This window comes from Thermodesulfobacteriota bacterium (assembly GCA_040755095.1).
Lineage (GTDB): Bacteria > Desulfobacterota > Desulfobulbia > Desulfobulbales > JBFMBH01 > JBFMBH01.
Genome location: JBFMBH010000059.1, coordinates 1 through 23,526, shown reverse-complemented (window position 1 = coordinate 23,526; position 23,526 = coordinate 1). Strand labels below are relative to the sequence as shown.

General features: G+C 68.6%; 15 protein-coding genes. 11 read left to right on the top strand and 4 right to left on the bottom strand.

The features are described from left to right. Together AB1634_10290 and AB1634_10285 are read left to right on the top strand one after the other, a co-directional pair. Positions 1 to 1,042 (top strand): hypothetical protein (locus tag AB1634_10290; GenBank protein ID MEW6219908.1); only part of this gene is annotated, 1,042 nt, incomplete at its 5' end. A 246-nt stretch (positions 1,043 to 1,288) separates the two neighbouring features. Continuing rightward, the gene (locus tag AB1634_10285; protein ID MEW6219907.1) at positions 1,289 to 6,103 is read left to right on the top strand and encodes a choice-of-anchor D domain-containing protein; all 4,815 of its coding nucleotides are present in this window, start codon (positions 1,289 to 1,291) and stop codon (positions 6,101 to 6,103) included. Between the two features lie 165 nt (positions 6,104 to 6,268). Here AB1634_10285 and AB1634_10280 read toward each other — a convergent pair whose 3' ends face one another. Then, positions 6,269 to 7,261, bottom strand: coding sequence for a glycerophosphodiester phosphodiesterase family protein (locus AB1634_10280; protein MEW6219906.1), 993 nt, complete (start codon positions 7,259 to 7,261; stop codon positions 6,269 to 6,271). 191 nt (positions 7,262 to 7,452) lie between these two features. On the opposite strand from AB1634_10280, the gene AB1634_10275 reads away from it, so the two are divergent. Next, a complete protein-coding gene (locus AB1634_10275) occupies positions 7,453 to 10,839 on the top strand; it encodes a LamG-like jellyroll fold domain-containing protein (GenBank protein MEW6219905.1) in 3,387 nt (1,128 codons plus the stop codon). A gap of 17 nt (positions 10,840 to 10,856) precedes the next feature. Here the strand turns inward: AB1634_10275 and AB1634_10270 are convergent, their stop codons facing one another. Then, entirely contained in the window at positions 10,857 to 11,921 is a 1,065-nt protein-coding gene (locus AB1634_10270) for a DUF3592 domain-containing protein (protein MEW6219904.1), read from the bottom strand. A gap of 301 nt (positions 11,922 to 12,222) precedes the next feature. On the opposite strand from AB1634_10270, the gene AB1634_10265 reads away from it, so the two are divergent. After that, positions 12,223 to 13,539, top strand: a complete 1,317-nt coding sequence (locus tag AB1634_10265; GenBank protein ID MEW6219903.1) for a PhoH family protein — start codon at positions 12,223 to 12,225, stop codon at positions 13,537 to 13,539. Between the two features lie 15 nt (positions 13,540 to 13,554). Here the strand turns inward: AB1634_10265 and AB1634_10260 are convergent, their stop codons facing one another. Then, positions 13,555 to 14,871: a M48 family metalloprotease gene (locus AB1634_10260; GenBank protein MEW6219902.1), complete on the bottom strand. Its 1,317-nt coding sequence runs from the start codon at positions 14,869 to 14,871 to the stop codon at positions 13,555 to 13,557. 187 nt (positions 14,872 to 15,058) lie between these two features. Between AB1634_10260 and AB1634_10255 the strand changes: the two genes are divergently transcribed. From AB1634_10255 to AB1634_10225, 7 genes are all read left to right on the top strand, one after another. Next, positions 15,059 to 15,658, top strand: coding sequence for a YMGG-like glycine zipper-containing protein (locus tag AB1634_10255; protein ID MEW6219901.1), 600 nt, complete (start codon positions 15,059 to 15,061; stop codon positions 15,656 to 15,658). A gap of 242 nt (positions 15,659 to 15,900) precedes the next feature. After that, positions 15,901 to 16,140, top strand: a complete 240-nt coding sequence (locus AB1634_10250; GenBank protein ID MEW6219900.1) for a hypothetical protein — start codon at positions 15,901 to 15,903, stop codon at positions 16,138 to 16,140. A gap of 3 nt (positions 16,141 to 16,143) precedes the next feature. Next, positions 16,144 to 17,292 carry a molecular chaperone DnaJ gene (dnaJ, locus tag AB1634_10245; GenBank protein MEW6219899.1) on the top strand — a complete coding sequence of 383 codons (1,149 nt, stop codon included), beginning with the start codon at positions 16,144 to 16,146 and terminating at the stop codon, positions 17,290 to 17,292. Positions 17,293 to 17,298: 6 nt separating this feature from the next. Next, positions 17,299 to 17,658, top strand: coding sequence for a MerR family transcriptional regulator (locus AB1634_10240; GenBank protein ID MEW6219898.1), 360 nt, complete (start codon positions 17,299 to 17,301; stop codon positions 17,656 to 17,658). Between the two features lie 2 nt (positions 17,659 to 17,660). Further along, positions 17,661 to 18,776, top strand: coding sequence for a deoxyguanosinetriphosphate triphosphohydrolase (locus tag AB1634_10235; GenBank protein MEW6219897.1), 1,116 nt, complete (start codon positions 17,661 to 17,663; stop codon positions 18,774 to 18,776). 436 nt (positions 18,777 to 19,212) lie between these two features. Next, positions 19,213 to 19,779, top strand: a complete 567-nt coding sequence (locus AB1634_10230; GenBank protein MEW6219896.1) for a VPLPA-CTERM sorting domain-containing protein — start codon at positions 19,213 to 19,215, stop codon at positions 19,777 to 19,779. Positions 19,780 to 20,442: 663 nt separating this feature from the next. Further along, positions 20,443 to 21,000, top strand: coding sequence for a VPLPA-CTERM sorting domain-containing protein (locus AB1634_10225; GenBank protein MEW6219895.1), 558 nt, complete (start codon positions 20,443 to 20,445; stop codon positions 20,998 to 21,000). 95 nt (positions 21,001 to 21,095) lie between these two features. Here the strand turns inward: AB1634_10225 and AB1634_10220 are convergent, their stop codons facing one another. Continuing rightward, a complete protein-coding gene (locus AB1634_10220) occupies positions 21,096 to 23,396 on the bottom strand; it encodes a mechanosensitive ion channel domain-containing protein (protein MEW6219894.1) in 2,301 nt (766 codons plus the stop codon). Positions 23,397 to 23,526: the final 130 nt, after the last annotated feature.

Genomic DNA, 23,526 nt, shown 5'->3' with positions numbered 1-23,526 from the left:
GCAAAGCCTCAAGGTGCCGCCCCCGGCACCGGGGACCGCCCGCTCGTCGCCGGGCCGGATCGTCCTCCTGCCCTTTGCCGACTATTCCCAGGGGGATGTGCTGGGCCCGGCCTTCCGCCGGGATGTCGCCATCATGGAGGCCTTCACCGATGCCCTGGTGGCCCGGGGCTTCCGGATGCCGGTCCAGGAGGATGTCTTCCAGTATCTGGTCGACCAGAAGATCATCCAGTTGGTGGCGTACGACCGCAAGCAGAGTGGCGCCTCCACCCGGAGCCTGGAGGAGGAGCTGGCCGGCGACTGGTCGGAGGCCATGAAGGCCGAGATCTCCGGGCTCATCGCCCAGGAGCGACAACGGACCCAGGCCGGGAGCGATCCCGCCGGCAACCCCCTGGCCCAGCCGGGCACCCACGGCCTGCACGCCAAGGAGCTGGCCAGGCTGGGCCAGGCCTTCAACGCCCGTTATGTCCTGCGCGGCCGGATCATCCAGTACGACCGGGGCACCGAGCCCACCTGGGATCCCTTCAAACGGGGCTTCCTGCCGGTCTTCTTCGGCGCCACCAACCGGCTCATGTACGGGATTGCCCGCAGCGACTCGTACGACACCATCGGCCAGACCGCGACAGGGGCCATCCTGGGCGGTGTGCTCGGCCACGAGGCCACGACCCCCTTCTCGCCCCCGGACCTGATCACCACCACCACCACCAGCGGCCCGCCCCTGGCGCCGGTCACCACCACCTCCACCTCGGAAGTGGGCGGCTTTTCCGACTACGACTCGCTCAACACCCTGGCCTGGGGGGCGGTGGGGGCTGGCGCCGCCTACCTGGCCTCCAAGGGCGGGGTGGCGCCCCAGGCGGTGGTGGAGCTCAGGGTCTGGGTCCAGGACAGCACCACCGGCGATGTGCTGTGGACCAACCGGGCGGAGGTCAAGGTGGCGCCGGAGACGATGTTTGCGGCCAGCGACGATCAAACCCTCTTTGGCACCGCGCTCCGGGAATCCGTGGCCTCCCTGGTCCACGACTTCGCCACCCGGGTCGACCTGTAATTCCCACCCCGGACGGGGCAAGGGGGTGCCAGGCCGGGCCACGGATCGCCCCCAACCAAGCAGCCGGGCCCGGCCACCGGGCTCCGGCTGCCAGCGTCTGTGGGCCCGGGCCGCCCCGGTGCCGCCGGAGCCCGCCAAATCGGAACTGACGAAGGAGCGGTCCCACTCCGGCCCGACACCGGGCTTCGCTGCCCGGTGCCAGCCGGGCGCCTTACCATCAACCCGTGCTACGGGAGGATGCCCTCCATGCTGCGCCCCGTTGACCAGGCCCGCCTCCGCCGGGCTCCGCTCGCCGCCACCCTGCTCGCCGCCTTCTTCTTGGCCCTGATCACGGGGCTGGCCATGGCCCCGGTGGCCCGCGCCGCTCTGGAGGGCGTGCCTTTTGCCATCTCGGGCAGCGGCGAGCAGGCCGACCAGCAGAACCCCCACATCGTCGCCCTGCCGGATCACGATCTGTGGCTGGTGATCTGGGAGGACTGGCGGAACTGGCAGACCACCGGCGCCGACCTCTACGGCGGCTTTGTCAATCTGAACGGCACCGCCTGTGGCAGCCCCTTTGTCATCAGCAACGCGGCCGGCAACCAGACCGTGCCCCAGGCAGCCTACCGGGATACCCCCGACGACAGTGACGATACCGTGCTGGTGGTCTGGCAGGACACCCGGGGCGACGGCGACGGCGGCTTCATCTACTACCGGGGCCTCAATGTCAGCGCCCTGGCCGCCGACTGCTCCGGCCTGGTGCTGGAGCCGGCCCAGGAGCAGGAGGTGTCCTTTGTCCAGACCGCGACCTACATCGACCCCAGCTATCTGACCGCCCCGACCGGGGACACCCTCCGGTCGCGGAAGCTGCCCAAGGTCGCCTTCGATCCGGTCCGGGACCGGTTCTGGCTCAACTGGACCGAATCCCGCACCTCGTTGCAGCAAGTCTCCGAGATCTGCTTCAATCCGAATAATCCCCATTTTGCTATGTGGGTGTTCGGGGACCCAGCCCTGCCGGGGTACGTATCCCTGGACGGGGCCACCCTGGCTGAGCTGCCCGGCCACCTGGGCTATATCCCTCTCATCTCCGCCGACCTCGGCCCCGCCAATGGCATTGCCACCGTGTTCTCCGGCACCCTGGTCAACCGGCCGGTGACCCCCCTGTATGTCAGCGCCTTGACCCTCATTCCTTACGCCGCGGAGATCCTGGACACCGCCGACGGCGCCACCGTGTACTTCGATCAGCCGGTGCTGCACCCGCCCATCCAGCCCGGTACCGTGGTGCTCCAGACCCAGCTCCCGTTCACCGAGGCGGCAGGCACCGGCGATGGCGTGGAGAGAAGGTTTACGACCTTCCTGGCCAATGCCCCGGTGCTGCCCGGCACGGTGCGGATCCAGGCCGGGGCCGATGTGGTGACGGATAACGGCAGTGGTGTGCTGGCCGGCAATGGCACCGGCGTGGTCAACTACACCACCGGCGCCGTGGACGTCACCTTCACGGTGGCGCCGGCCCTGGCCACCGCCGTCCAGGCGTCCTACACCGGCACGATCACCGCCACCGACAACGGCGCCGGCAGCCTCAGCGCCGGCTTGGGATCGGTCAACTACGATACCGGCCGCATTCTGGTTGCCTTTGACGTCATCCCGGCCAACGGCACCCCTCTTGTCATCGACTACCAGCAGCTCGTCTTCCTCCAGGATGACGGTGCCGGTGCCATGACCGGTGCGGGCGGCGTCGGGACCGTCAACTACACCACCGGCGCCGTCAGCCTCACCTTCGATGCCCCCCCGCTGGCCGGGACAGCCATCGCCATCGACTACTGGTACGGCGTGTACGCCGACGTCATCCGCAACCTGGGCACCAGCACCAACCGCCGGCTCTCCTCCACCGTGACGCCGCTACGGGAGACGTATGTCTACGAGTACTTCACCAATCTCACCAACATGACGGTGGCCTCAGACACCACTTCGCCCGAAACCCTGATGGCCTGGGAAGGCATCCGGCAGACCGCCACCTTGACCTGTACCTGCACCGACGTCAACAAGAACGAGGCCTGCGATTTCGGCGAGCCCACCGCTGACAGCCTTCTGACGGCGGCCACCGACGACGGCCTGGTCCATGTCTACAGCCTGTTCGACAAGATCATCCCGGTAGGTTCCGTCCCGACCCAGCGCCTGGACAACTCCTCGGCCCCCAACTACTACCCGTCGGTCGCTTTCGACCCGGTGCACCGCAAGTTCCTCACCACCTTCGAGGACACCCGCGCTGGCTCGGCCACCAAGGTCTATGGCCAGCTGCTGCACAGCGGCGGCGGCCTCTACAACGCGAACTTCATCATCAGCTACTCGGATACCGACGACGACGGCGCCCAGGATCCCACCGTGGCCGACTCCCGCCAGACCCGTCCCAGCGTCTCCTACGATCTCACCAACCAGCGCTTCTTCGTCACCTGGCAGGACGGCCGCAACTCCCGCGTCTCCCGGGAGAACCTGGACATTTACGGCCAGTTCGTCGACTCGGAAGGAAGCCTCCGGGGCGATAACTACCCCATCTCCATCGCCGAGGCCAACCAGTACAACCCGGCCACCGCCTTCAACCTGGCCAACCACCAGTTCCTCACGGTCTGGAAGGATGCCCGGGATACGGAAAACGCCTTCTCGGACATCTTCGGCCAACGCTTCTCGCTGGGGCAGCCGCAGCTGGTGCTGCTCAACACCGACGACACCGCCCTCATCCCACCGCTCCTGAACTACGGCCAGCTGGTGGCCGGCCAGACCTCCTTCCAGCCGGTCAAGGTCCGGAACACCGGTGACGCCACGGTCTTCATCGACTGCCTCACCGGCGCCGACGACCTGCCCTTCACCAGCGACCCGGCCTTCGGCATCAACTCCCTGCCCGGCCAGCTGGCGCAGTGCGAGTGCCGGACCGGCGGCCAGCCGGACTACGCCGCCTGCGACACCGGCCCGGGCAGCACGGAGACCCTGGCCCTGGTGCCCTCCGGTGAATACACCCTCTCCGTCGCCTTCTCACCCCAGGCCGAAGGCACCTTCATCAGCCAGTTCGCCATCCAGTCGGATGCCTCGTCGCCGGCGGTCTTCCTGCAGGGCCTGGCCCTGGCCGATGATCCGCCGCCCCAGGCCAACATCAAGGTCACCCCCAGTGCATTGGATTTCGATGCCAGCGGCGAGACCATCGTCGGCCAGACCCGCTCCATGAACCTCACCTTCACCAACGACGGCAACGTCGACGTGCGCGTCACCGCGGTCGACCTGCTGCCCACCACGCCCTTTGCCATCTCGGGCCTGGCGGCGGGCACCGTGATCCCCAAGGGCTCCGCCATCATCACCGTGGTCACCTTCTCACCCCAGGCTGCCACCACCTCCACCGCCAACCTTTCGGTGCTGTTCGATTCCGGGGTGCAGCCCGCCGAGGTCACCTTCCGAGGCACGGGCAGCGCCAACGCTGCCATCGGCTTGTCCGCCCTTAACCTGACCTTCGGCAACGTCCTGGTAGGCCAGACCCGGTCCCAGAACGTCCTGCTCACCAACTCCGGGGACGTGGATGTGCGGATCACCGCCATGGACTTCCCCTCTGGCACCCCCTTTGCCATCACCGGCTTCGGCAGCGGCACCGTCATCGCCAAGGGCACCTCCATCAACGCGGTGGCCACCTTCAGTCCCACCCAGCCCCAGGCCAGCTCGGTGGACGTCTTCCTGCTGTTCGACAATGGCCTGCCGGATATCACCCTTTCGCTTGCCGGCACCGGGGTGGCCACCCCCAGCCTGCAGTTCAATCCATCCACCCTGGCCTTTGCCGACACCAATGTCGGCGAGATCCGCTCCCTGAACTTCACCATCAGCAACACCGGGGACCGCAACGTCCAGATCCTGGCCGTGGATATGCCCGCCACCGCCCCCTTTGCCGTGGCCGGCGTCGCCGCTGGCACCGTCCTGGCCAAGGGCTCGTCCCTGGCCACGGTGGCCAGGTTCTCGCCCAGCACGGCCGCCAGCCACGTGGCGGTGATGCGCCTGGTCTTCGACTCCGGGCTGGCGCCGGTGGAGATCGCCTTCAGCGGCCGCGGCCTGGACACCAGCGTCCAGATGGCACCCTCTGCCATGGCCTTCGGCTCGGTGGCCACCGGCAGCACCAGCACCCAGACTCTGTCCATCGTCAACACCACCTCGTCGGCGGTGACGGTGAGCCAGCTGAGCGTGCCGCCCCCCTTCGCCCTCACCGGCATCGACAATGGCAGCTCGGTGCCGGCCAATGGCACCCTGTCCGGTACCGTGACCTTCGCGCCCACGGCACCCCAGGTCTACACCGGCACCCTGTCCGTGACCCTGGGCAGTGAGACCACCGCCCGCACCGTGGCCTTGAGCGGCACCGGCACCAACGCCGACCAGATCTACACGGTGGAGAGCCACACCGCCGAGCAGGCCTACCCCTTAATCATCGACACGGTTACTGCCAAGACCGGGGCCCTCTACATCCTTCTCGGCCATGTGCCGCTGTCCAACGGCACCACCTACGCCGTCACCGGTACCGGCCAGCTGCGGCCCTTTGCCAGCCGCAGCGGCCTGGCCGCGAACTGGAACACCCTGTTCTACGCCGCCAGCCCCGCCGGCATCGACTCGGTGGATCTGGGCACGGTCAGCCTGCAGGCCCTGGGCGGCACACTGTATCTGGGCAGCTTCGTGGAGGACAGCGTCGTCGCCTTCGACGCCGCCGACTCCCTGGTCCGGTTCATGAACCTCACCGTGCACACCTTCACCGGCGAATGGGAGCTGACCTACGACTGGAGCGGCGACGAGTACGTGCATCCGGACCACCTCCTGGTCCTGGACCGGAACGGCCGCCTGCAGGGAGCCATGGGCGCCTACAACACGACCAGCGCCACCAAGCCCCTCTTCCTGTCCCACGGCACCGGCGACGGCTACCTCATCGCCTACAACGACGGCCGCTTCACCTACATCTTCACCATCGCCACCCTGGACGCCGACTCCTTCGAAGGCACCTGGACGTATACCGACGGCATCTCCACCTGGCCGGCCGAAAACGTGCGGGGCACCAGGATCCAGTAGCCACGGCGAACACCCCCGAAAAACCGCGAGCCGCCAAGTCCCTGGCGTGGGGACTTGGCGGCTCTTCTTTTTGGGCAGGGCACGGGCCGGCCGGCGCTCCCCGCATCGGGCAGATCCCCGGCGGGCTGCTCGGACCGATCCGACCCATCCGGCCGATCCGTCGCATCAGACCCGCCGGCCCAACCCAGCCGCGGCGGGTGCTCCGTGGCGGCGCTGCTGCCGCCAAGCCTCGATCAGGCCCCGCACCCGCTCCGGCCGGTCGGTCATCACCCCATCCACCCCGCGATCCAGGATCGGGAACAACTCCTCCCGGGTGGGCCTGCCGGCCACCGCATCGATGGCCGGCGCCATCCAGGTGAAGGCGGTCAAGAAGACGTGCACCGCGCCTTGGCGTCTCTGAACGGCCTGGATGAGACGCTCGGGCGTGAAACGACGATGACAGGTCGTCTGCAAGGCCTGGCGGTTCTCCATGTCCGCCGGCAGCAGGTGCCCGAGCCAGGCGGCAAGCACCCCCGGCAACGAGAAGCCGGTCGGGTAGCGCTCGCCACTTTGGCGGCGGAAGGCGACCAGGCTTGCCCGCCTGGCGCTGGTGACCAGCGTGACGCGACGCGGGCTGCGAAGGCGATCCAAGAGCGCCACAAGCTGCTCAATATCGGCCGGGGTGAAGCGGCCCTTCAGCTCGATGTTGGCGTGGTGCTCCGGAAATTCCTCCAGGAGCTCCTGGAGGGTCATGAGCAGGCGATCCTCCTCCCGCCTGACCCCGGTGAGATCCAGGGCAGCCATGGGCTTGTCGTCCCCGTTGGCCTCCAGCCAAGCCTCCGGATCCGCCACCCAGGCCTGACCCTGGAGATCCTGCCAGGTCCAGTGGCCGATGGCATTCTCGCTCCGGGTGCGTGCCCGCGGATAGCTTTCTCGGGCGTCCCGGAAGCAGCCGAGCCGGACATTGCTGAGCCCCGGACCATGCCAGACCACGAATTCGCGCTGCCGCCCGGTGCGGTCCCGGTCCAGCACATGGATATCCAGCTCCAGCACGTCGGCGCCCACCCGGACCGCATGCCGGAACCCCCTTCGGGTGCTTTCCGCCACCTCCCGGGCGCCGCCGCGGTGGGCGAAAAGAAGGGGCGTCTCCTGGCCGAAAACGGGATCGATCCTGACCATGGCTTCCCTCCCTGGCATCGCGCCCGGTTGGTTTCGACCGCCGCTGGCCACGGTGGGCTCAGGCGGCGGGGGCGAGGTCGGCGGGGCACGGCAACCGCCCTGTGGCCACCAGCCTGCGCCAAGGCACTATTGACTCGCCGCCACCCGCGGCCGCATCCTGAAGGGAGCGAATCCCTGCCGGAGCTGCGATCATGACGCCTTTCCTTCTTCTCGTGGCGCTCTTGGCCTGGGCGACGGTGGCGGCAGACGACTGCCTGGGCCGTACGGCCCCTCTGCCAGCGCCGCCCGCCGTGACCTCTCCTTCTCCCACCAATGACCGGACGCCCACCTGGACCTGGGCCAGCGGCGGCGGCACCGGCGTCTACCGCTACCGCTATGCCGGGATCGGCCCCTGGATTGAGACCAGCGCCACCGGCTTCACGCCGGCTGCGGCCTTACCGGCCGGCACGTTTACCCTGGCGGTCCAGGAGCGGGATGCAGCGGGCCGCTGGTCGGCCGCCGGGTGGAAGGCGGTGGAGGTCGACCTGACCCCGCCGCGGCGGCCGGCGGTCACCGCGGAGCCGCTGTCCCGAGACCCCACCCCCACCTGGCGCTGGCAGAGCCAGGGCGGCGGCATCGGCGTCTACCGCTTTCGGCTGGACAACGAGCCCTGGAGCGGCCCGACCCGCCAGCGGCAGCTCTTGCCGGCCGCCGCCCTCCTGGCCGGCGCGCACACCCTCCTGGTCCAGGAGCGGGACGCGGCTGGCAACTGGTCGGCCGCCGGCCGGAAGGTGATCGTCGTGGACCCCTCTCCCCGGTTCCACGGCGTGTGCCGGGGCGAGGGCGCCAACGCCACCTGCGTCCAGGTCGAGGGCTTGGGGCTGGACCGCTGCGGGCGGGACAGCGATTGCGGCCCGGGCCAACGGATCTATGTCGCGCCTTATGGCCGCGACAGCGCCCCGGGCACCTATGCCCAGCCGTTGGCCTCCCTGGCCGGTGCCCGGGACCGCCTCCGGACCCGCCGGGAAGGCGGTCCGCTCACCGAGCCGGTCACGGTGTACCTGCGGGCGGGAACGTATTGCTTGGCCGAGCCCCTGCGCCTCGAAGCCCAGGATTCCGGGACACCAGCGGCGCCCATTGCCTATTGCGCCTATCCCGGGGAAAGGCCGGTCCTGAGCGGCGGCGTGCCCATCGTCGGCCCGTGGCGGCCCGTCTCCCGGCAGATCTGGGTCACCCATGTCGGGCCGTTGCGCTTCAGATCCCTGTTCGTGGACGGCGAGCGGGCGGTGCGGGCCCGGGAGCCGGATGCCGGCGACCCCTTCCCCTATTACCGCATCATCCGCCGCGAGGACTGCCTCTACCAGGAGCCGCCCATCTGGCCGGACGCCTGCTACGACCGCTTCCGGTTCCGGCCTGGGGATCTGTCCGCCAGCTGGCAGCGGCTCCAGGACATCGAGATTGTCTCCCTGGCCCGCTGGCTCCAGCCGCGCTTCCGCCTGGCCCAGGTGGACGAGGCCGGCCAGCTGGCCCAGGTTTCTCGCACCATCGGCGACGGCTTCCTGTTCGGCTTCGACTATGATGGCAGGGATCGTTACTACGTGGAGAACTTCCTGGAGGGCCTCGACACCCCGGGCGAATGGTACTTGGATCAGACGAGCGGCGACCTCTACTACTACCCCTTGCCGGACCGGCCCATCACCGGCAGCAGCTTCATCGCCCCGCAGCTGGGTCAGCTCCTGCAGCTGGGGGACGTGGCGGCCATGGAGGCCCTGGTCCGTGGCTACTACGGGGTGTATGACGATCCCCGGTTCGGCTTCGAGGAGCAGGATTTCTCGGTCTCGGTCTGGCTGTTGTTTCCTGCCGGCAGCGCCAATCCGGGCTGGCCGCTCTCCAAGGGCAACGCCTATTTCGAGACCGGCTGGGGTGTCGCCAGCTGGAGCGAGGGAGAGGATCCTGTCCCGTCCGTAGATCTTTTTGTCAACGACGGCCGGGGGCCCCTGCCAGGGGTGTCGGCAGGCAGCCTGGCCCGCGACCAGTGGGGCCACTTCGTCTGGACCGTCGACCGGGGAGCCAACACCATCACCGCCTACCGGGACGGGGTCTTCGTCCAGGAGGTGAGCCTGCCGCCGGAATTCGGCAGCATCGCCACCAGTCTGCCCCTGGAGATCGGCCGCTATGCCGGCTCCATGACCTTCAACGGGTCCATGGACGAGCTGCGGCTTTTCGATCGGGTGCTCGCCGCCACCGAGGTCCAGTCCCTCTTCGAGGAGAACACCTGCTCCGGCCCGGCCCCGATCCTGGAGCTGTCCCTGGACGGCCACCTGAGCGACAGCGCCCCGGAGCCGGCCCCCGGCACCTGGCACGTCCAGTCGACCTTCGTCGACGGGCCGTTCGGTCAGGGCCTCGACTTCGCGCCGGCCGGCGGCGAGCCCCTCACCGGCCATCCGGCTTTCATCCATGACCTGCTCCTCTCCGGCCTGGAGCTGGCCCACACCGACTGGACCCTGGGTCCCCTGGGCAACCCGGGCTCCCAGGCCAACTACGCCCTGCAGGACAACCCCGCCGCGGTGGCCATAGCCGGCGCCGGCGTCACCCTGGAGCGCTGCCGGATCGCCCATACCGGCGCCGATGCCATCCGCATCTATGGCCAACGGGTTGCCGTCCGCGGCTGCCAGATCACCGATGCCGGCGCCGCCGGCATCGTCGTCGGCTCGCCCTGGTCCGCAGACTACAACTATCAGCTGGTGGCCAGCCTGGCCCAGGACAATCGCCTGGAGGACAACGTCATCCTCTCCTTTGGCCAGGTGTTCCGGGAAGGCGCGGGTATCACCCTCTTCATGGGGCCGGGCAACCGGATCGCCCACAACCGCATTGCCCACGGCGCCTATTCCGGCATCGCCGCCGGCTGGTGGTCGCCGCCGGCCTGGGGATCCCGGGCCGGCGGCAACATCATCGAGTCCAACGAGATCTTCGACGTGGTGCGCGCCCTGAACGACGGCGCCGGCATTTACACCAATGGCGCCCAGCCGGGCACCATCATCCGCCGGAACGTCATCCACGACATCGTCGCCACCCGGGAGCATCCGCCGGATGCCGATCTCCCCGGCACCTTCATCTGGGGCATCTACCTGGACGGCACCGCGGCCCAGCTGCTGGTGCAAGACAACCTGGTCTACCGTACCGCCTGGGGCGGCATCATGCTCAACAACGCCGTGTCCGGCAACCGGGACAACCTGGTGACCAACAACATCCTGGTGGACGGCCAGACCTACCAGCTCTGGCTGGGTGGTGCCACCCTGGACCGCTTCGAGCGCAATATCGTCTACCAGGCCGGGGACAGCCAGCTCTTTGCCATCGACACGCCTGACGCCATTGGCCTGTCCGACTACAACCTCTTCTTCGCCGCCCAGTCGCCCGACCTGGGGCCGGAGTGGCTCCAGTGGAGGAGCCTCGGCTTCGATGCCCACTCCATCATCGCCGATCCCGGCTTCGCCGACCCCAGCCGCGACGACTTCACCATTGGCCCCCCCTCCCCGGCGGTGACCGAGCTCGGGTTCGTGATGCCGGATCTCTCCTCGGTGGGACCACGGGAGGACTGAAGAGCGAAGACCGGCCGTCAGCGCAGATGGGGCTCCACCAGGTAGGCACGGCCGGTGCCGTCCGGCAGGGCGAGAAGCTGGACGGGCAGGCCGTTGGCGCGGCGGTAAAGGAGAACCGGCCCGATCCGGGATGAGACCGGCAGAAGGAGCTTGTGCAGGTGCTCGCCGCCCGGGCCCGGGATGGCGGCCCGGGCCCGCACCTGGCCTTTGCCGCCCAGGGTCACCGCGGTCAGCCGCCCTTCCCGCACCACCCCCCGCTCCACCAGGCGGGCCAGCTCCCGCCGCCGCTGCCGGTAGATCAGAGGCACCCCCCCCAACAGGAGAAGCATCACCACCAGGAGCAGCCCGGGTATGGCCGGCGGCATGGGCAGAACCCGGCCGCCCTGGATGCGGCTGACCGCCGGATTGCCGGGCAGGACCTCGATGGTCACATCCTGGCCCTGGACCGCCAGGGGGGTGCTGCTGAACGATACCTCCTGAAAGGTGCGGCCCGAGACCGGGTCCGTGAACTGGTAGGCGGTGGTGACCGTGGCACCGTCGCGGGAGCGGCGGGCCTCCACCTCCAGCACCTGCCCCTGCACCAGCTGCGGCTGACACCAGAGCAGGTCCCAGGCCTTTTCCAGCCGATCCCCGGCCACGGCGGCCATCAGGGCTGCCACGGCACCCACCATGACCAGGGTCATGAGCGCCGTCACCGCTCCCAGGACCCGGAGGTTGCGGGGAAAGACGCCGCCCAGGAAAGCGGACAGAATCCCGTCGTCCGGCCGGCGGGGTGGCCCGGTCTCCAGAAGCAGCCGGCGCTGGGCCAGCGCCAGACGCGGCAGCTCGCCGGCCACAAAATCCGCCGGCTCCGGCGGCTGCCGCCTCCGCCGCCGGTCCAGCCAGAGGCTGCCTGCCGCCACCCCGAGGAGCAGCAGCACCAGGAGACTGGAGGCGATCCTCTCCTCCAGGGTGCCAAAAGGCAGGAACGTGCCCGGCCCGTGCCCTGGCCGGGCGCTCAGAAGGGCCACCCAGAGGAGCACCGGGGTCACGGCCAGCACCGAGCCAACAACAAAGAGAATGATCTGCCGGTCAAAACGCATAGCCTGGCCTCCGGACGCTTGGGGAGGGCGGGGCAGCACCGAGCGCCTGCCGGCGGCCGGCCTGTCGCATCCAGTATAGGCCTGCCACTCCTGAAAAAAGAAGGCCCGGCGGGCGAGTGGATCCGCTCCAGCTTCTTCAAACCGATTCGATACCGACCCCGATGCCACCGTGGTGGGCATGGCCAGGCAACCTGTGGTTTTCATTGACGGTTCCTGGACAGGCCTGCTACCCTGAGCCAGGACTCGACTGCCACAGCTCCAGTCACGCGCCATCCTTCCAGCTCCAGGAGGCCCCGCCCCCGTGAAAAAGCTCTTTGTCCTCGACACCAACGTCCTGCTCCACAGCCCGGAATGCCTGACCGCCTTTGCCGACAACGATGTCATCCTGCCCATCGAGGTGATCGAGGAGCTGGATCGCTTCAAGCGCAACGCCGATGAGAAGGGCCGCAACGCCCGGCAGGTGACCCGCACCCTGGACCGGCTCCGCAACGAAGGCCGGCTGGGGGAGGGGGTGCCCCTGGCCTCCGGCGGCTCCCTGCGGGTGCTGGTCCAGGACACCACCGGCGAGCGGGTCCCGGGCATCAACCCGGAGATCATGGACAACCGCATCATCCGGGCCGCCTTCTTTCTCCAGAAGCACCAGGACCGGCAGGTGATCTTCGTCTCCAAGGACATCAACGCCCGCATCAAGGCTGATGCCGCTGGCCTGGCGGTAGCGGATTTCGAGAAGCAGAAGATCAACTTCGATGAGATCTACTCGGGCTGGCGGCGGCTGCCGGTGGCCGGCAGCCTGGTGGACCGCTTCTACAGCGAAGGTGCACTGGACGTGCCGGGGGACTGGGAGCTTCTGCCCAACGAATTCGTCCTCCTGGAGAACGAGGCCAACCCCAAGCACACCGGCATGAGCAAATACCTGGCCGCAACCGGCCAGCTGGTGCCCCTTTTTCACCACCGGGTGCGACCGTGGGGCATCAAGGCCCGCAACCTGGAGCAGACCTTTGCCATCGAGCTTCTGCTCTGCGACGAGATCAAGCTCGTCACCCTGATGGGCCAGGCCGGCACCGGCAAGACCCTCCTGGCCCTGGCCTGCGGCGTCACCAAGGTGGTGGAGGAGAAGGTCTTCGCCAAGCTCCTGGTCTCCCGGCCCATCATCCCCTTCGGCCGGGACATCGGCTTTCTGCCGGGCGACAAGGACGAGAAGATGCGCCACTGGATGCAGCCCATCTTCGACAACCTGCGCTTCCTGGCCTCGGCCAATGGCGAGGACACGGAAGGCCGGGTGGAGGGCCTCCTCCAGGCCCGGGGCGGCAAGACCATCGAGATCGAGGCCCTCACCTACATCCGCGGCCGCTCCCTGCCCAACCAGTACATGATCATCGACGAGGCCCAGAACCTCACCCCGCTGGAGGTGAAGACCATCATCAGCCGGGCCGGCGAGGGCACCAAGGTAATCCTGACCGGCGACCCCTACCAGATCGACAGCCCCTACCTGGACGCCAGCTCCAACGGCCTGTCCTACACGGTCGAACGGATGAAGGGCCAACCCCTCTTCGGCCACATCACCCTCAGCCGCAGCGAACGTAGCGAGCTGGCCTCGGTAGCCGCCCAGCTGCTGTGAGGGGCAGCCCGGGTCCTAGCGCCGGGGCTGAAGATAGCCCCAGCTCACCAGGCGGCGGTAGCAGTACTCGGCCACCGGCCCCTGGCGCACCTGGGCAAGGACCGTGCGGTAGAGGCGGGCAGCCCGCTCCCGCTGCCCCTGCTCCTCGTGACAGCGGCCCATGAAGAAGGCCACCTGGGGCTGGCCCGGCACCAGGCGGTCCGCCGCCACCAGGTGCTCCAGGCTGTCCCGGAAGCGGTCGAGGTCAAAGGCCAGCACCCCGGCAGCGTAGCGGGCGTGGAACAGATCCGGGTAGAGCCGGACGGCGGTGGCGGCCGAGTCGAAGGCCTCGGCGGTTCTCTTGAGGCGGGCCTCGGCCAGGGCCCGCTGCACCCAGATGATCGCCTCGCCGGGGGCGATGCGGGTGGCCACCTCCAGGGCGGCCAGGGCGTCGCCGGGCTTGCCCTGGGACAAAAAAAACACACCTTCGTCCATGCGGCTGTAGGCAGGGGCCACGGCCCGCAGATGGCTGGTGGCCGCCTGGAAAGGGCCGGCCTGCAGCCGGTCGGCGCTGCGCAGCACCGCCGGGAAGTGCCGCAGCTGCCGGCGAGCGGTCTCCACCCGCTCGCTGGTCAGGGGGTGACTGGAAAGGAAGGCCTCCATCTTGGACGGCTCCTGCCTGCTGCCGGCGAGCAGGATCTCCATGGAGGTGACGCCTCCCTCCGGGTTGTAGCCGGCCCGGGCCATATAGTCCATGCCCAGCTCGTCCGACTGGCGCTCCTGGTCCCGGTCATAGGACAGGAGCACCAGCTTGGAGGCCACGAGCCCCCCCTGCACCAGGATGTCGCCTCCTCGAACGCCGGCCGTCTGCAGGGCCGCCGAGCCGGCGTTGGCCAGGAGGCCGACGAACACCTCTCGGGTATAACCCTGGGCGCTGTGGCGGGCAGTGACGTGACCGATCTCGTGGCCGAGCACCGCCGCCAGCTCCGCCTCGTTCTCCATGCGGGAGATGAGGCCGCGGGTGATGGAGATCTTGCCCCCGGGCAGGGCATAGGCGTTCATCTCCGAGGTGTTGACGACGTTGAATTCGTAAGCCAGGTTGGGACGATGGGAAACCGCGGCCAGGCGGCTGCCTACCTGCTGGACGTAATCCTGGAGCTGCCGGTCCTGGACCAGGCCGTTCCCCATCTGGGTGTAGATGGGGTAGCTCTCCTGGCCGGCCCGGATCTCCTGCCCTTCGCCCATGAGCATGACCTCGGGCTGGCCGGTCACCGGGTTCACCGCGCAGCCGGCCAGGAGGCCCAGCCCGACCAGGAGCCACCACTGCCACAGCCGACCACGAGAAGCCTTCATCCCTCTCATCCTCCTGTGCCCATCCATCGGCCCTGGTCTCGGGCCTGCAGCAACACGACCACGCCCAGACGATAGCCAACGGGCTCCGACGGCGTCAAGACCAGCCCTTTTCCCTTGACTTCCGGCCGCGGCGCACGATAGGCCAGGGGAAGCTGTCTGCCAACCCGATCACCTCAGGAGGTTTACCATGGCCACGAAATGCATCTCTGCCGCCATTCTTGTCGTGTTTTGCGCCTCTTTTGCCGGCTGTGCCACCATGCGGGAGCACAAGGGGGCGGCCACCGGCGCCGGGGTGGGTGCCGCGGCCGGCGCCGTCACCGGGGCGCTCATCGGCGACACCAGGGGCGCCATCATCGGCGGCCTGGCCGGGGCGCTTCTGGGCGGCGCTGTCGGTCATTACGGGTACGACCAGAAGAAGAATCGCCTCCAGACCGCCCGGGCTTACGACTACCAGCCCAGCCAGGGTCCGATTCTGGCCATCGAAGAGGTGGCCGCCGAGCCAGCCAGCGCCCATCCCGGGGAAACGGTCAACCTGCGGATGACGTACGCGGTGCTCAATCCGGCCTACGGGACCGAGACGCCGGTCACCGAGATCCGGGAGATCGACCGGGATGGCGAGCAGGTGGGCCGACCCACGGTCACGGTGGACCGGGGCGACGGCACCTACACCTCCACCGTGCCCGTCCACCTGCCCAAGAAGACACCGCAAGGCACCTACCGGGTGAAAATGTTGGTCCAGGCCGGCGATCGTCAAGACAGCCGCGAGGTGCAGTTCCGGGTCCGCTAGCCCGGCCGGCAGCGCCTGGCGCCCCTTGACAAGCACCGGACCCGGGGGTAAGCATCGTCCTGGGCCGCGAAGCGCCCGCGCCCTGGATGGCTCTCGACAGCAAGTCGTGTTGCGCCGTCGCCGTCAAGATGGCACCGCAGCCGTAGGGGCAGCCCCCTCTGGCTGCCCTGTCAAGGTCGGCGGGCAGCCCCCTGTGGCTGCCCCTACCTCCCGCATTACCAGTGCGCGTTTGACCGTGCGCTATGCCGCGGTTCGAGTACGAGATTACCCGTTATCCGGCAGAAACCCTGCGCGAGCTTCTTTTCTTCTGCAACGAGGAGGGCCAGTGCCAGCTGGAACAGGTGCCCCACGAGCAGCTGGAGCGGCTGACTGGCCTTCTTAACGAGCGGGGCTGGCAGGGCTGGGAGCTGGTCGAGATCGCCTTTGGCGCGGACGGCCTGCTGGCCTTCTGGAAGCGGCAGCGGCCGGCAGATCCGAGTTAGACGATGACGCGCCAACGCGATTATTACCAGGTTCTGGGCGTCGACCGCACCGCCTCGGCGGCGGAGGTCAAGAAGGCCTACCGCAAGCTGGCGCGGAAATATCATCCCGACGTCAACCCCAGCGACCGCACGGCCGAGGAGCGGTTCAAAGAGATCCAGGCCGCTTACGACATCCTGGGGAACAAGGACAAGCGGGCGCGTTACGACCAGTTCGGCCACGCCGCCTTCGAGCCGGGCTTCGAGGCCGGTGCTGCCGGCCCGGACCGGCGCCCTGGCCGCCGCTCCGGCACACCATACACCGAGGAGATGTTTGCGGGCAGCGGCTTCGGGGTGGGAGAGGATTTCGGGGAGCTGTTCGGCGACCTTTTCGGCCGCATGGGCGCCGGCTGGCGGCCGGCAACCGGACCGGCGGTTGGCCAGGACCTGGAATACCGCCTGGAGGTGAGCTTCGTCACCGCGGCCCTGGGCGGTGCCACCCAGGTGGAGCTGACCAGGGACAGCCCCTGCCCGGACTGCCACGGCAGCGGTCTTATGCCCGGCCGGGCCGCCCAGCCCTGTCCGGGCTGTGGCGGCACGGGCACCGTCAACCTGGCCCAGGGGCCGTTGCGCTTCTCCCAGCCCTGTCCCCAGTGCCAAGGTCGAGGCTCCCTCATCACCGAGCCCTGCCCCCGCTGCTGGGGGAGGGGGGCGACCGAAAGCCGGGAGCGGCTCGCCATCACGATTCCCGGCGGGGTCCGGGACGAATCCCGCATCCGCCTGGCCGGCAAGGGCAGCCCCGGCCGCCTGGGCGGGCCGGCCGGCGACCTCTTCATCGTCGTCCAGGTCGCCCCCCATCCCTTCTTCAGTCGCCAGGAGGACGACATCCTTCTGGAGGTGCCGGTGGGGCTCACCGAGGCAGCCCTGGGCACCAAGGTGGTCATCCCCACCCTGGACGGCCGCACCAGCCTGACCATCCCGGCCGGGATCGCCTCGGGCCAGAAGCTGCGCCTGGCCGGCAAAGGCGCCTATCATCTGAAAGGGGGAGGGCGGGGGGATCTTCTGGCCGTGATCCGCATCGTGCCGCCCAAGCGGCTCAGCGAGCGAGGCCGCCAGCTGCTGGAGGAACTGGCCCGGGTTGAGCCGGACAACCCCCGCCACGACCTGCCCTGGTAGGAGCCCATGAGCGACGATGCAGGCCTTTACAGCAGCCGGCAGGTGGCCGAGATCTTCGGGGTCAGCCGCCGGACCATTCTGCGCCTGGTGGGCGAAGGCCTGGTCTGCCCGGTCCAGGAGCGAGGCCGGCGGCGGTTCTCCGACGCGGACCTGGAACGGATCCGCACGGTCCTGGTCCTGTCCCGGGACCTGGGGGTGAACCTGGCCGGCGTCGAGGTGATCCTCCATCTGCGGGAGCAGCTCGTGACCCTGCACCACCAGGCGGAAGCGATCCTCGGCCATCTGCACCAGGAGATGGCGGCGAGCCTCCGGGGGGAGATGGCCACCAGGGATCCGGAGTGCCCGGATCGGGCCCCGGGGAGCTGACCATGCCCGCCGCTGCCGCCCCTGCTTCCCACGCTCCAGACGCCGGCCCTTCGATCCGGGAAGAGATCGAGGCCCGGGAGCGGCTGTTTCTGGGCCCGCACGCCTTCCTGGCTACGGAAAGCCGGGGCCGCCGCCGGCCCAGCCAGCCCTGCCCGATCCGCACCGCCTTCCAGCGGGACCGGGACCGCATCGTCTACTGCAAGGCCTTCCGCCGGCTCAAGCACAAGACCCAGGTCTTCCTCTCCCCCACCGGCGACCACTACCGGACCCGGCTTACCCACACCCTGGAGGTCTCGGAGATCGCCCGCACCCTGGCCCGGGCCTTGCGCCTCAACGAGGATCTCACCGAGGCCATCGCCCTGGGCCACGACCTGGGGCACCCCCCCTTCGGCCACGCCGGCGAGACGGTATTGAATGACCTCATGCCCGGCGGCTTCTCCCACTGCCGCCAGAGCCTCCGGGTGGTGGATCACCTCGAGAACGGCGGCTACGGCCTCAACCTGACCTTCGAGGTCCGGGATGGCATCCTCAAGCACTCCAAGGGCTTTGGCGAGATCATCCCCCAAAATTTGGCCGCCTGGGCGGTCACCAACGAGGGCCGGCTGGTGCGGCTGGCCGATGTCATCGCCTATCTCAGCCACGACCTGGACGATGCCATCCGCAGCGGCGTCATCCGGAATGACGATGTGCCCGCCGAGTGCTCGGCCATGCTGGGCACCACCCATGCCCACCGGATCAGCGCCATGATCCGGGACGTGCTCGCCCAGACCGTCACCTCCGGCCCCCGCCTGGAGCTGGGGATCAGCCCGGCGATGTACGAGACCATGCTGGCCCTGCGGGCCTTCCTCTACGACAACGTCTACCGGGCGCCCCGGGTCCACAACGAGTTCGAGAAGGCGAGCCGCCTCCTCTACGACCTCTTCGAGTACTTCCTGGAAAACCAGGACGCCTTCTGCCGGGAGCGAACCCGGCTTTTCGAAGAGGATGCCGACGGCACCGGGGATGACGACCCGGAGGCCAGCCACCGCCGCTGCGTCTGCGACTTCATCGCCGGCATGACCGACCGTTACGCCCAGAACCTCCACAACCGCCTCTTCATGCCCGCCAGCCTGTTCTAAGAAGCCCAGCCCTCCGGAAAACCGGAAGCTTTCCGGAAAAGCTGTCTGTATTTCCGGAAAGGCCACCAACCCCCGTCGACCCTCCGGATCAGACGGTGGCCGCCCGACAGCCTCGCCGCTGTCCGGGCGCCCGGCGCCAAGGGTCGACCGCTGTCTTTCTTTCCTGGAAGTGCCACCCCGGCAACCCGGCAAGGGCTATCTATTTTCTCCATCAAGATCAACATGTTGTCGGCGACAGCCGCCGCGACTTCTCCATCGTCGGCTGTGCGCAGCCGCCCATGCGCCATCTTTTCTTGGGCTTGCCTGGCCAACCTGGCACACCTCGTGCTAACTATCCCCGGCCATGAGGACAGACTTGGAGGCCGACCAAGTCCCGGCGACCCAGCTTTCGGCATCCCCATGCTGGGCACAAGCAAAGGAACGAAGGAGCGATGTCATGAAGAAGCAGACAATGAAGAAGGTGGGGGCGGCGGTTTGTGTGGTGGCCATGGCAGGGCTTCTTGGGGTTGCCCCGAGTGAGGCGGCGCCGATCACCTACGAGGGGGGCATCACCTCGGGCAGCACCGTATACGGCTACGTGAGCGAGCCGAGTGGAACCGGGTCGCCCAACGACGACTTCTGGCACTTTTCCGCCAGCGCCGGCGACACCATCACCCTCACCGGCCAGCGCCTGGAGAACAGCCTGGATCTCGCCCTCTACCTGTACCAGGGCGTCGGCACGGACACCAACCAGCTGACCATGATCGGCGGCGCCGATGACAACTGGCCCGAGCTGCCCGGCCTCGAGGGCCCCTTTGCTGACCCCCGGCTGACCATGACCCTGGCTTCCGGTGGCCAGTACACGGTGCAGATGTGGAGCTTTGCCAGCGGCGATCCTGGCTGCGACGGCCAGTACTTCTACCAGCTTTCCCTGGAGGGCGCCCACCCGGTGCCGGTGCCCGCCAGCCTGCTGCTCCTGGGCAGCGGCCTGACCGGTCTGGTGGCAGTGCGCCGCCGCAAGTAGCTCCGGATCACCTCCCGTGATACGAAAGGCCGCCCCCTGGGGCGGCCTTTCTGTGCTTCTGGCCCCCTCCAGACTCGCCCCCCGAGCCGCCGGTGTCGTCCCCCTCCCGCACAACCGTTCTCGCACCATGATTCCCACAACTCCCATGGCTCTCCTGGACCCATGGAACCCATAGGACCTATAGGACTTATGGGACTTATGGGAGGCCACCAGGGCGAACTTCCGGCGTTTCAGCCATTGGGTGTGAGCCGCAGACGGCAACTCAGTCCCGCCCACGGTTGACTCCCCGGCCTCGGCCTCATAGGTCTTATGGGACCTATTCGACCTATGGCCTTGCGCACGTTCCGGCGTTGCCACCCGCTTGGGTGTGCCCTGCGGCCGGAGGCATCGTCCGGAAGACCGGAAGCCTTCCGGAAATCCCTACGGTTTTCCCGGAAGGCTTGCCCGTCCCGCTTCCTGCTCCAAGCCACCAACGGCCCGAAATCGCTTGATACTGACCGCCTTGCCGCCAGCGGCGCTCCACCGAGAGGCCTGGTGTCCTTCTTGCATGAAGTGGAACCTCAAGGCATGGAAGGATAGCCTGGAGCCGACCAGATCCGGACCACCCAGCTCGGCACGGGACAGGCTGGGTAAGGGAACAATGCGGAAAAGGGAGGGAACATCATGACGAGACGGACGATGAAGAAGGTGGGGGCGGCGGTTTGTGTGGCGGCCATGGCCGGGCTGCTGGGGGCGGCCCGGAGCGAGGCAGTGCCCATCACCTACGAAGGCGAGCTGATCTACAACGGCACCGTCTTCGGTTGGGTGAGCGAGCCGAGTGAAACCGGGTCGCCCAACGATGATTTCTGGTACTTCTCCGGCAACGCCGGCGACACCATCGCCCTCACCGGCCACCGCCTGGAGAATGCCCTGGACCCCGCCTTCGAGCTTTACCAGGGCGTCGGCACGGACACCGACCAGCTGACCTGGATCGGCGGGGCCGACGATGACATTCCCGAGATCCCTGGCTTCGAGGGCCCGTATTCGGATCCGCGGCTGGTCATCACCCTGCCTGCCACCGATCAGTACACGCTGCAGATGTGGAGCTATGCCAGCGGTGATCCGGGCTGTGACGACGTCTACATGTACCAGCTTTCCCACCAGGCGGTGCCGGTGCCGGCCAGCCTGCTGCTCCTGGGCAGCGGTCTCGCCGGGCTGGTGGCGGTGCGCCGCCGCAAGTAGGCCCTTGGCCACGTTCCTCGAAGCACCGAAGGCCGCCCAGGGTTGGGCGGCCTTCGGTGCTTTTGTGCCCCGGCGCCGGCGCCCGGCTGCTGGCCTCAGGTGGGCCCGGGGCCCCGCCAGTCCCGGATGTGCAGGTCCCGCTGCGGGAAGGGAATCTCGATGCCGTGCTCCCGGAAGGCCTGGTCGACGGCAAAGTTGAGGTCGCTGACCACCGCCGGCCGCTGGCCAACGTGGCGGACGAAGCAGCGCAGCTCGAAGTTGAGCGCGTTGTCCCCGAAGCTCATGAACAGGACCTGGGGCGGCGTGGCGGCTGGGCTGGTCAGCACCTCGGGGTGACCCGCCCCCACTTCCAGGAGAAGGCGCTGCACCAGGGCGGTATCGCTGCCATAGGCCACGCCCACCGGCAGACAGATCCGGCCCACCGCATCCTCCAGGGTCCAGTTGGTCACCTGATTGGCGATGAGCTCCGAATTGGGGACGATGACCTCGGCCCGGTCGAAGGTCTGGATGACGGTGGAACGGACGCTGATCTTCTTCACCAGCCCCTCGGTGCCCCCGACCACGATCCAGTCGCCCCGCTTGATGGGCCGCTCGAAGAGGAGGATAAGGCCGGAGACCAGGTTGTTGACGATATTCTGCAGGCCGAAGCCGATGCCCACCGACAGGGCGCCCAGGATGATGGCCAGCTGGCTGAGATCCACCCCGGCTGCCGACAGGCCCAGGAGACAGGCCAGCACAAAGCCCAGGTAGCCGGTCATGGTGACCACCAGCTCCCGGACACCCGGACCGAACTGGGCCGGCGCCAGCCAGCGGTGCTCGAGGTTGTGCCGGAGCCAGCGGCTGCTGAGCCAGACCAGCAGGAAGAGGGCCAGCCCCACAGCAAGACGGGCCGGCACCAGCTGCACCCCGCCCACCGTGAAGCCGTCGGCCAAAAAGCCCACCACCGTCGCGTAATAGGCCTCGGACAACCCCCACGCCCGCAGGAGCCCCAGCGCCAGGACCAGCCACAAGAGCCCCTGGCCCACCAGACGCAGCCAGCCCAGGGCGGAGACCATTGGACCGGGCTCCGCCCCCACCAGGTCGGCCAGCCGGCGCTGCCAGGCCACGCCTGCCTGCTCCGGGCCGGCACCCAGCTCCTCCAGCAGCCGCAGGCCGATCCACAGGCCGGCGGCCAGGAGCAGACTGCCCAGAGCCGCCCGGAGCACATGGCTGGTCAGGTTGTGGTAGCCGGCCCCTTCGGCGAACAACACGAAGAGCAAGAGAATCCCGGCCAGCCATCGTCCCCCCAGACGCCAGAGGCGACCGCCCACCTGCACGCTGGTCCACACCAGTGCGGCCAGGCTCGCCGCCAGCAGCATGCCCACCAGGGTAGCGGCCAGTTGCAGCAGCGGTCCCGCCTCCAGGGCAGCAAGCCCTGCCAGGGCCTGCACCGGCACCGCCATGGCCACCACCAGCCTGGCCCGGCGCCGTAGCTGCCGCCCCACCCGCTCCTCCACCGGCATGAGCTGTTGCCAGGGAGGGCTGAAGGAGAAGAGGACCCTGACCAGGGCCAGGCCGGCCACCAGGATCAGGGCCGAGCGGACCAGCACCGACCCCAGGGGCCCGGCAGTCTTCAGCGCGAGACCCAGCGCCAGACCGCCCACTGCCAGGAGCCGGGGCAGGGCGTGCCAGGAGGCGACAACCAGATTGCACACCACCCCGACGGTCACCCTCTCGACAGCACTCGTCAGGGGCCCGCGGAGCCGATACCGCAGCGGCAGGCCGACCCCGGTCCCTCCCAGCGCCAGACCCAGGCCCAAGAGCAGCCCGCCGGCCGTCTTCCACAGCCAGGCCCAGGGTGAGGCCTCGGCCCAGGGCAAGACCGCCAGCAGCTCCTCGCCGGCGGCCAAGGCGCTTTGCACCTGGCTGGCCAGGCCCGGTCCGCGCAAGCCCAGGCGCTGAGCCAGAAGCCGGCGCCGGGACTCCGCCGTCTGCCGGCCGAGCTCCTCGGCATGGATGGCCACCAGCCGGCATTCCGCCTGCTGCTTGTCCAACTGGGCTTTGCGGGCCGTCAGGCTCCGGCGCTGGCCCGCCAGCTCCCGGGACTCACCCTTCTGGGCCTCTCCCAGCACGGTGAGGGTCTCCGCCAGCCGCTCCAGCTCAGCCTGGGCGCTCGCCACACACGCGGCGCCCTGGGTCTCCAGCAGGCGGACCTGCTGGAAGAGCCGATCCAGCTCCTCGGGCTCCAGGGTCTCCTTGGCCAGCCGCCGCTCGATCCCCGCCAGGGTGACAATGGCCTCGGTGGGCTTGAGATCCTCGGCTGCTGGCTCGGCATCCCTGGCCAGGGCTGGCCAGGCCGGCACCAGCAGCACCGTTGCCGCCAAGAGCGCCAGCCATCGTATGGGGGACACGGACATGACCACTCCTTCGCTCACCTGGGCCCTGCGGGCGCCGTTCCTGACCGATGAGACCACCTGTTCCCAGGGATCCAGCAGACGGTTCAAAGCTGAGCCTTCAACAAGAAGGGGCCGGATCACCCTGATGCAT

Bases quoted from the DNA above. Each gene is read 5' to 3' on its own strand.
- AB1634_10285 (MEW6219907.1), top strand. From the start codon at position 1,289: ATGCTGCGCCCCGTTGACCAGGCCCGCCTCCGCCGGGCTCCGCTCGCC.
- AB1634_10280 (MEW6219906.1), bottom strand. From the start codon at position 7,261: ATGGTCAGGATCGATCCCGTTTTCGGCCAGGAGACGCCCCTTCTTTTC.
- AB1634_10275 (MEW6219905.1), top strand. From the start codon at position 7,453: ATGACGCCTTTCCTTCTTCTCGTGGCGCTCTTGGCCTGGGCGACGGTG.
- AB1634_10270 (MEW6219904.1), bottom strand. From the start codon at position 11,921: ATGCGTTTTGACCGGCAGATCATTCTCTTTGTTGTTGGCTCGGTGCTG.
- AB1634_10260 (MEW6219902.1), bottom strand. From the start codon at position 14,871: ATGAAGGCTTCTCGTGGTCGGCTGTGGCAGTGGTGGCTCCTGGTCGGG.
- AB1634_10255 (MEW6219901.1), top strand. From the start codon at position 15,059: ATGGCCACGAAATGCATCTCTGCCGCCATTCTTGTCGTGTTTTGCGCC.
- AB1634_10250 (MEW6219900.1), top strand. From the start codon at position 15,901: ATGCCGCGGTTCGAGTACGAGATTACCCGTTATCCGGCAGAAACCCTG.
- dnaJ (MEW6219899.1), top strand. From the start codon at position 16,144: ATGACGCGCCAACGCGATTATTACCAGGTTCTGGGCGTCGACCGCACC.
- AB1634_10240 (MEW6219898.1), top strand. From the start codon at position 17,299: ATGAGCGACGATGCAGGCCTTTACAGCAGCCGGCAGGTGGCCGAGATC.
- AB1634_10235 (MEW6219897.1), top strand. From the start codon at position 17,661: ATGCCCGCCGCTGCCGCCCCTGCTTCCCACGCTCCAGACGCCGGCCCT.
- AB1634_10230 (MEW6219896.1), top strand. From the start codon at position 19,213: ATGAAGAAGCAGACAATGAAGAAGGTGGGGGCGGCGGTTTGTGTGGTG.
- AB1634_10225 (MEW6219895.1), top strand. From the start codon at position 20,443: ATGACGAGACGGACGATGAAGAAGGTGGGGGCGGCGGTTTGTGTGGCG.
- AB1634_10220 (MEW6219894.1), bottom strand. From the start codon at position 23,396: ATGTCCGTGTCCCCCATACGATGGCTGGCGCTCTTGGCGGCAACGGTG.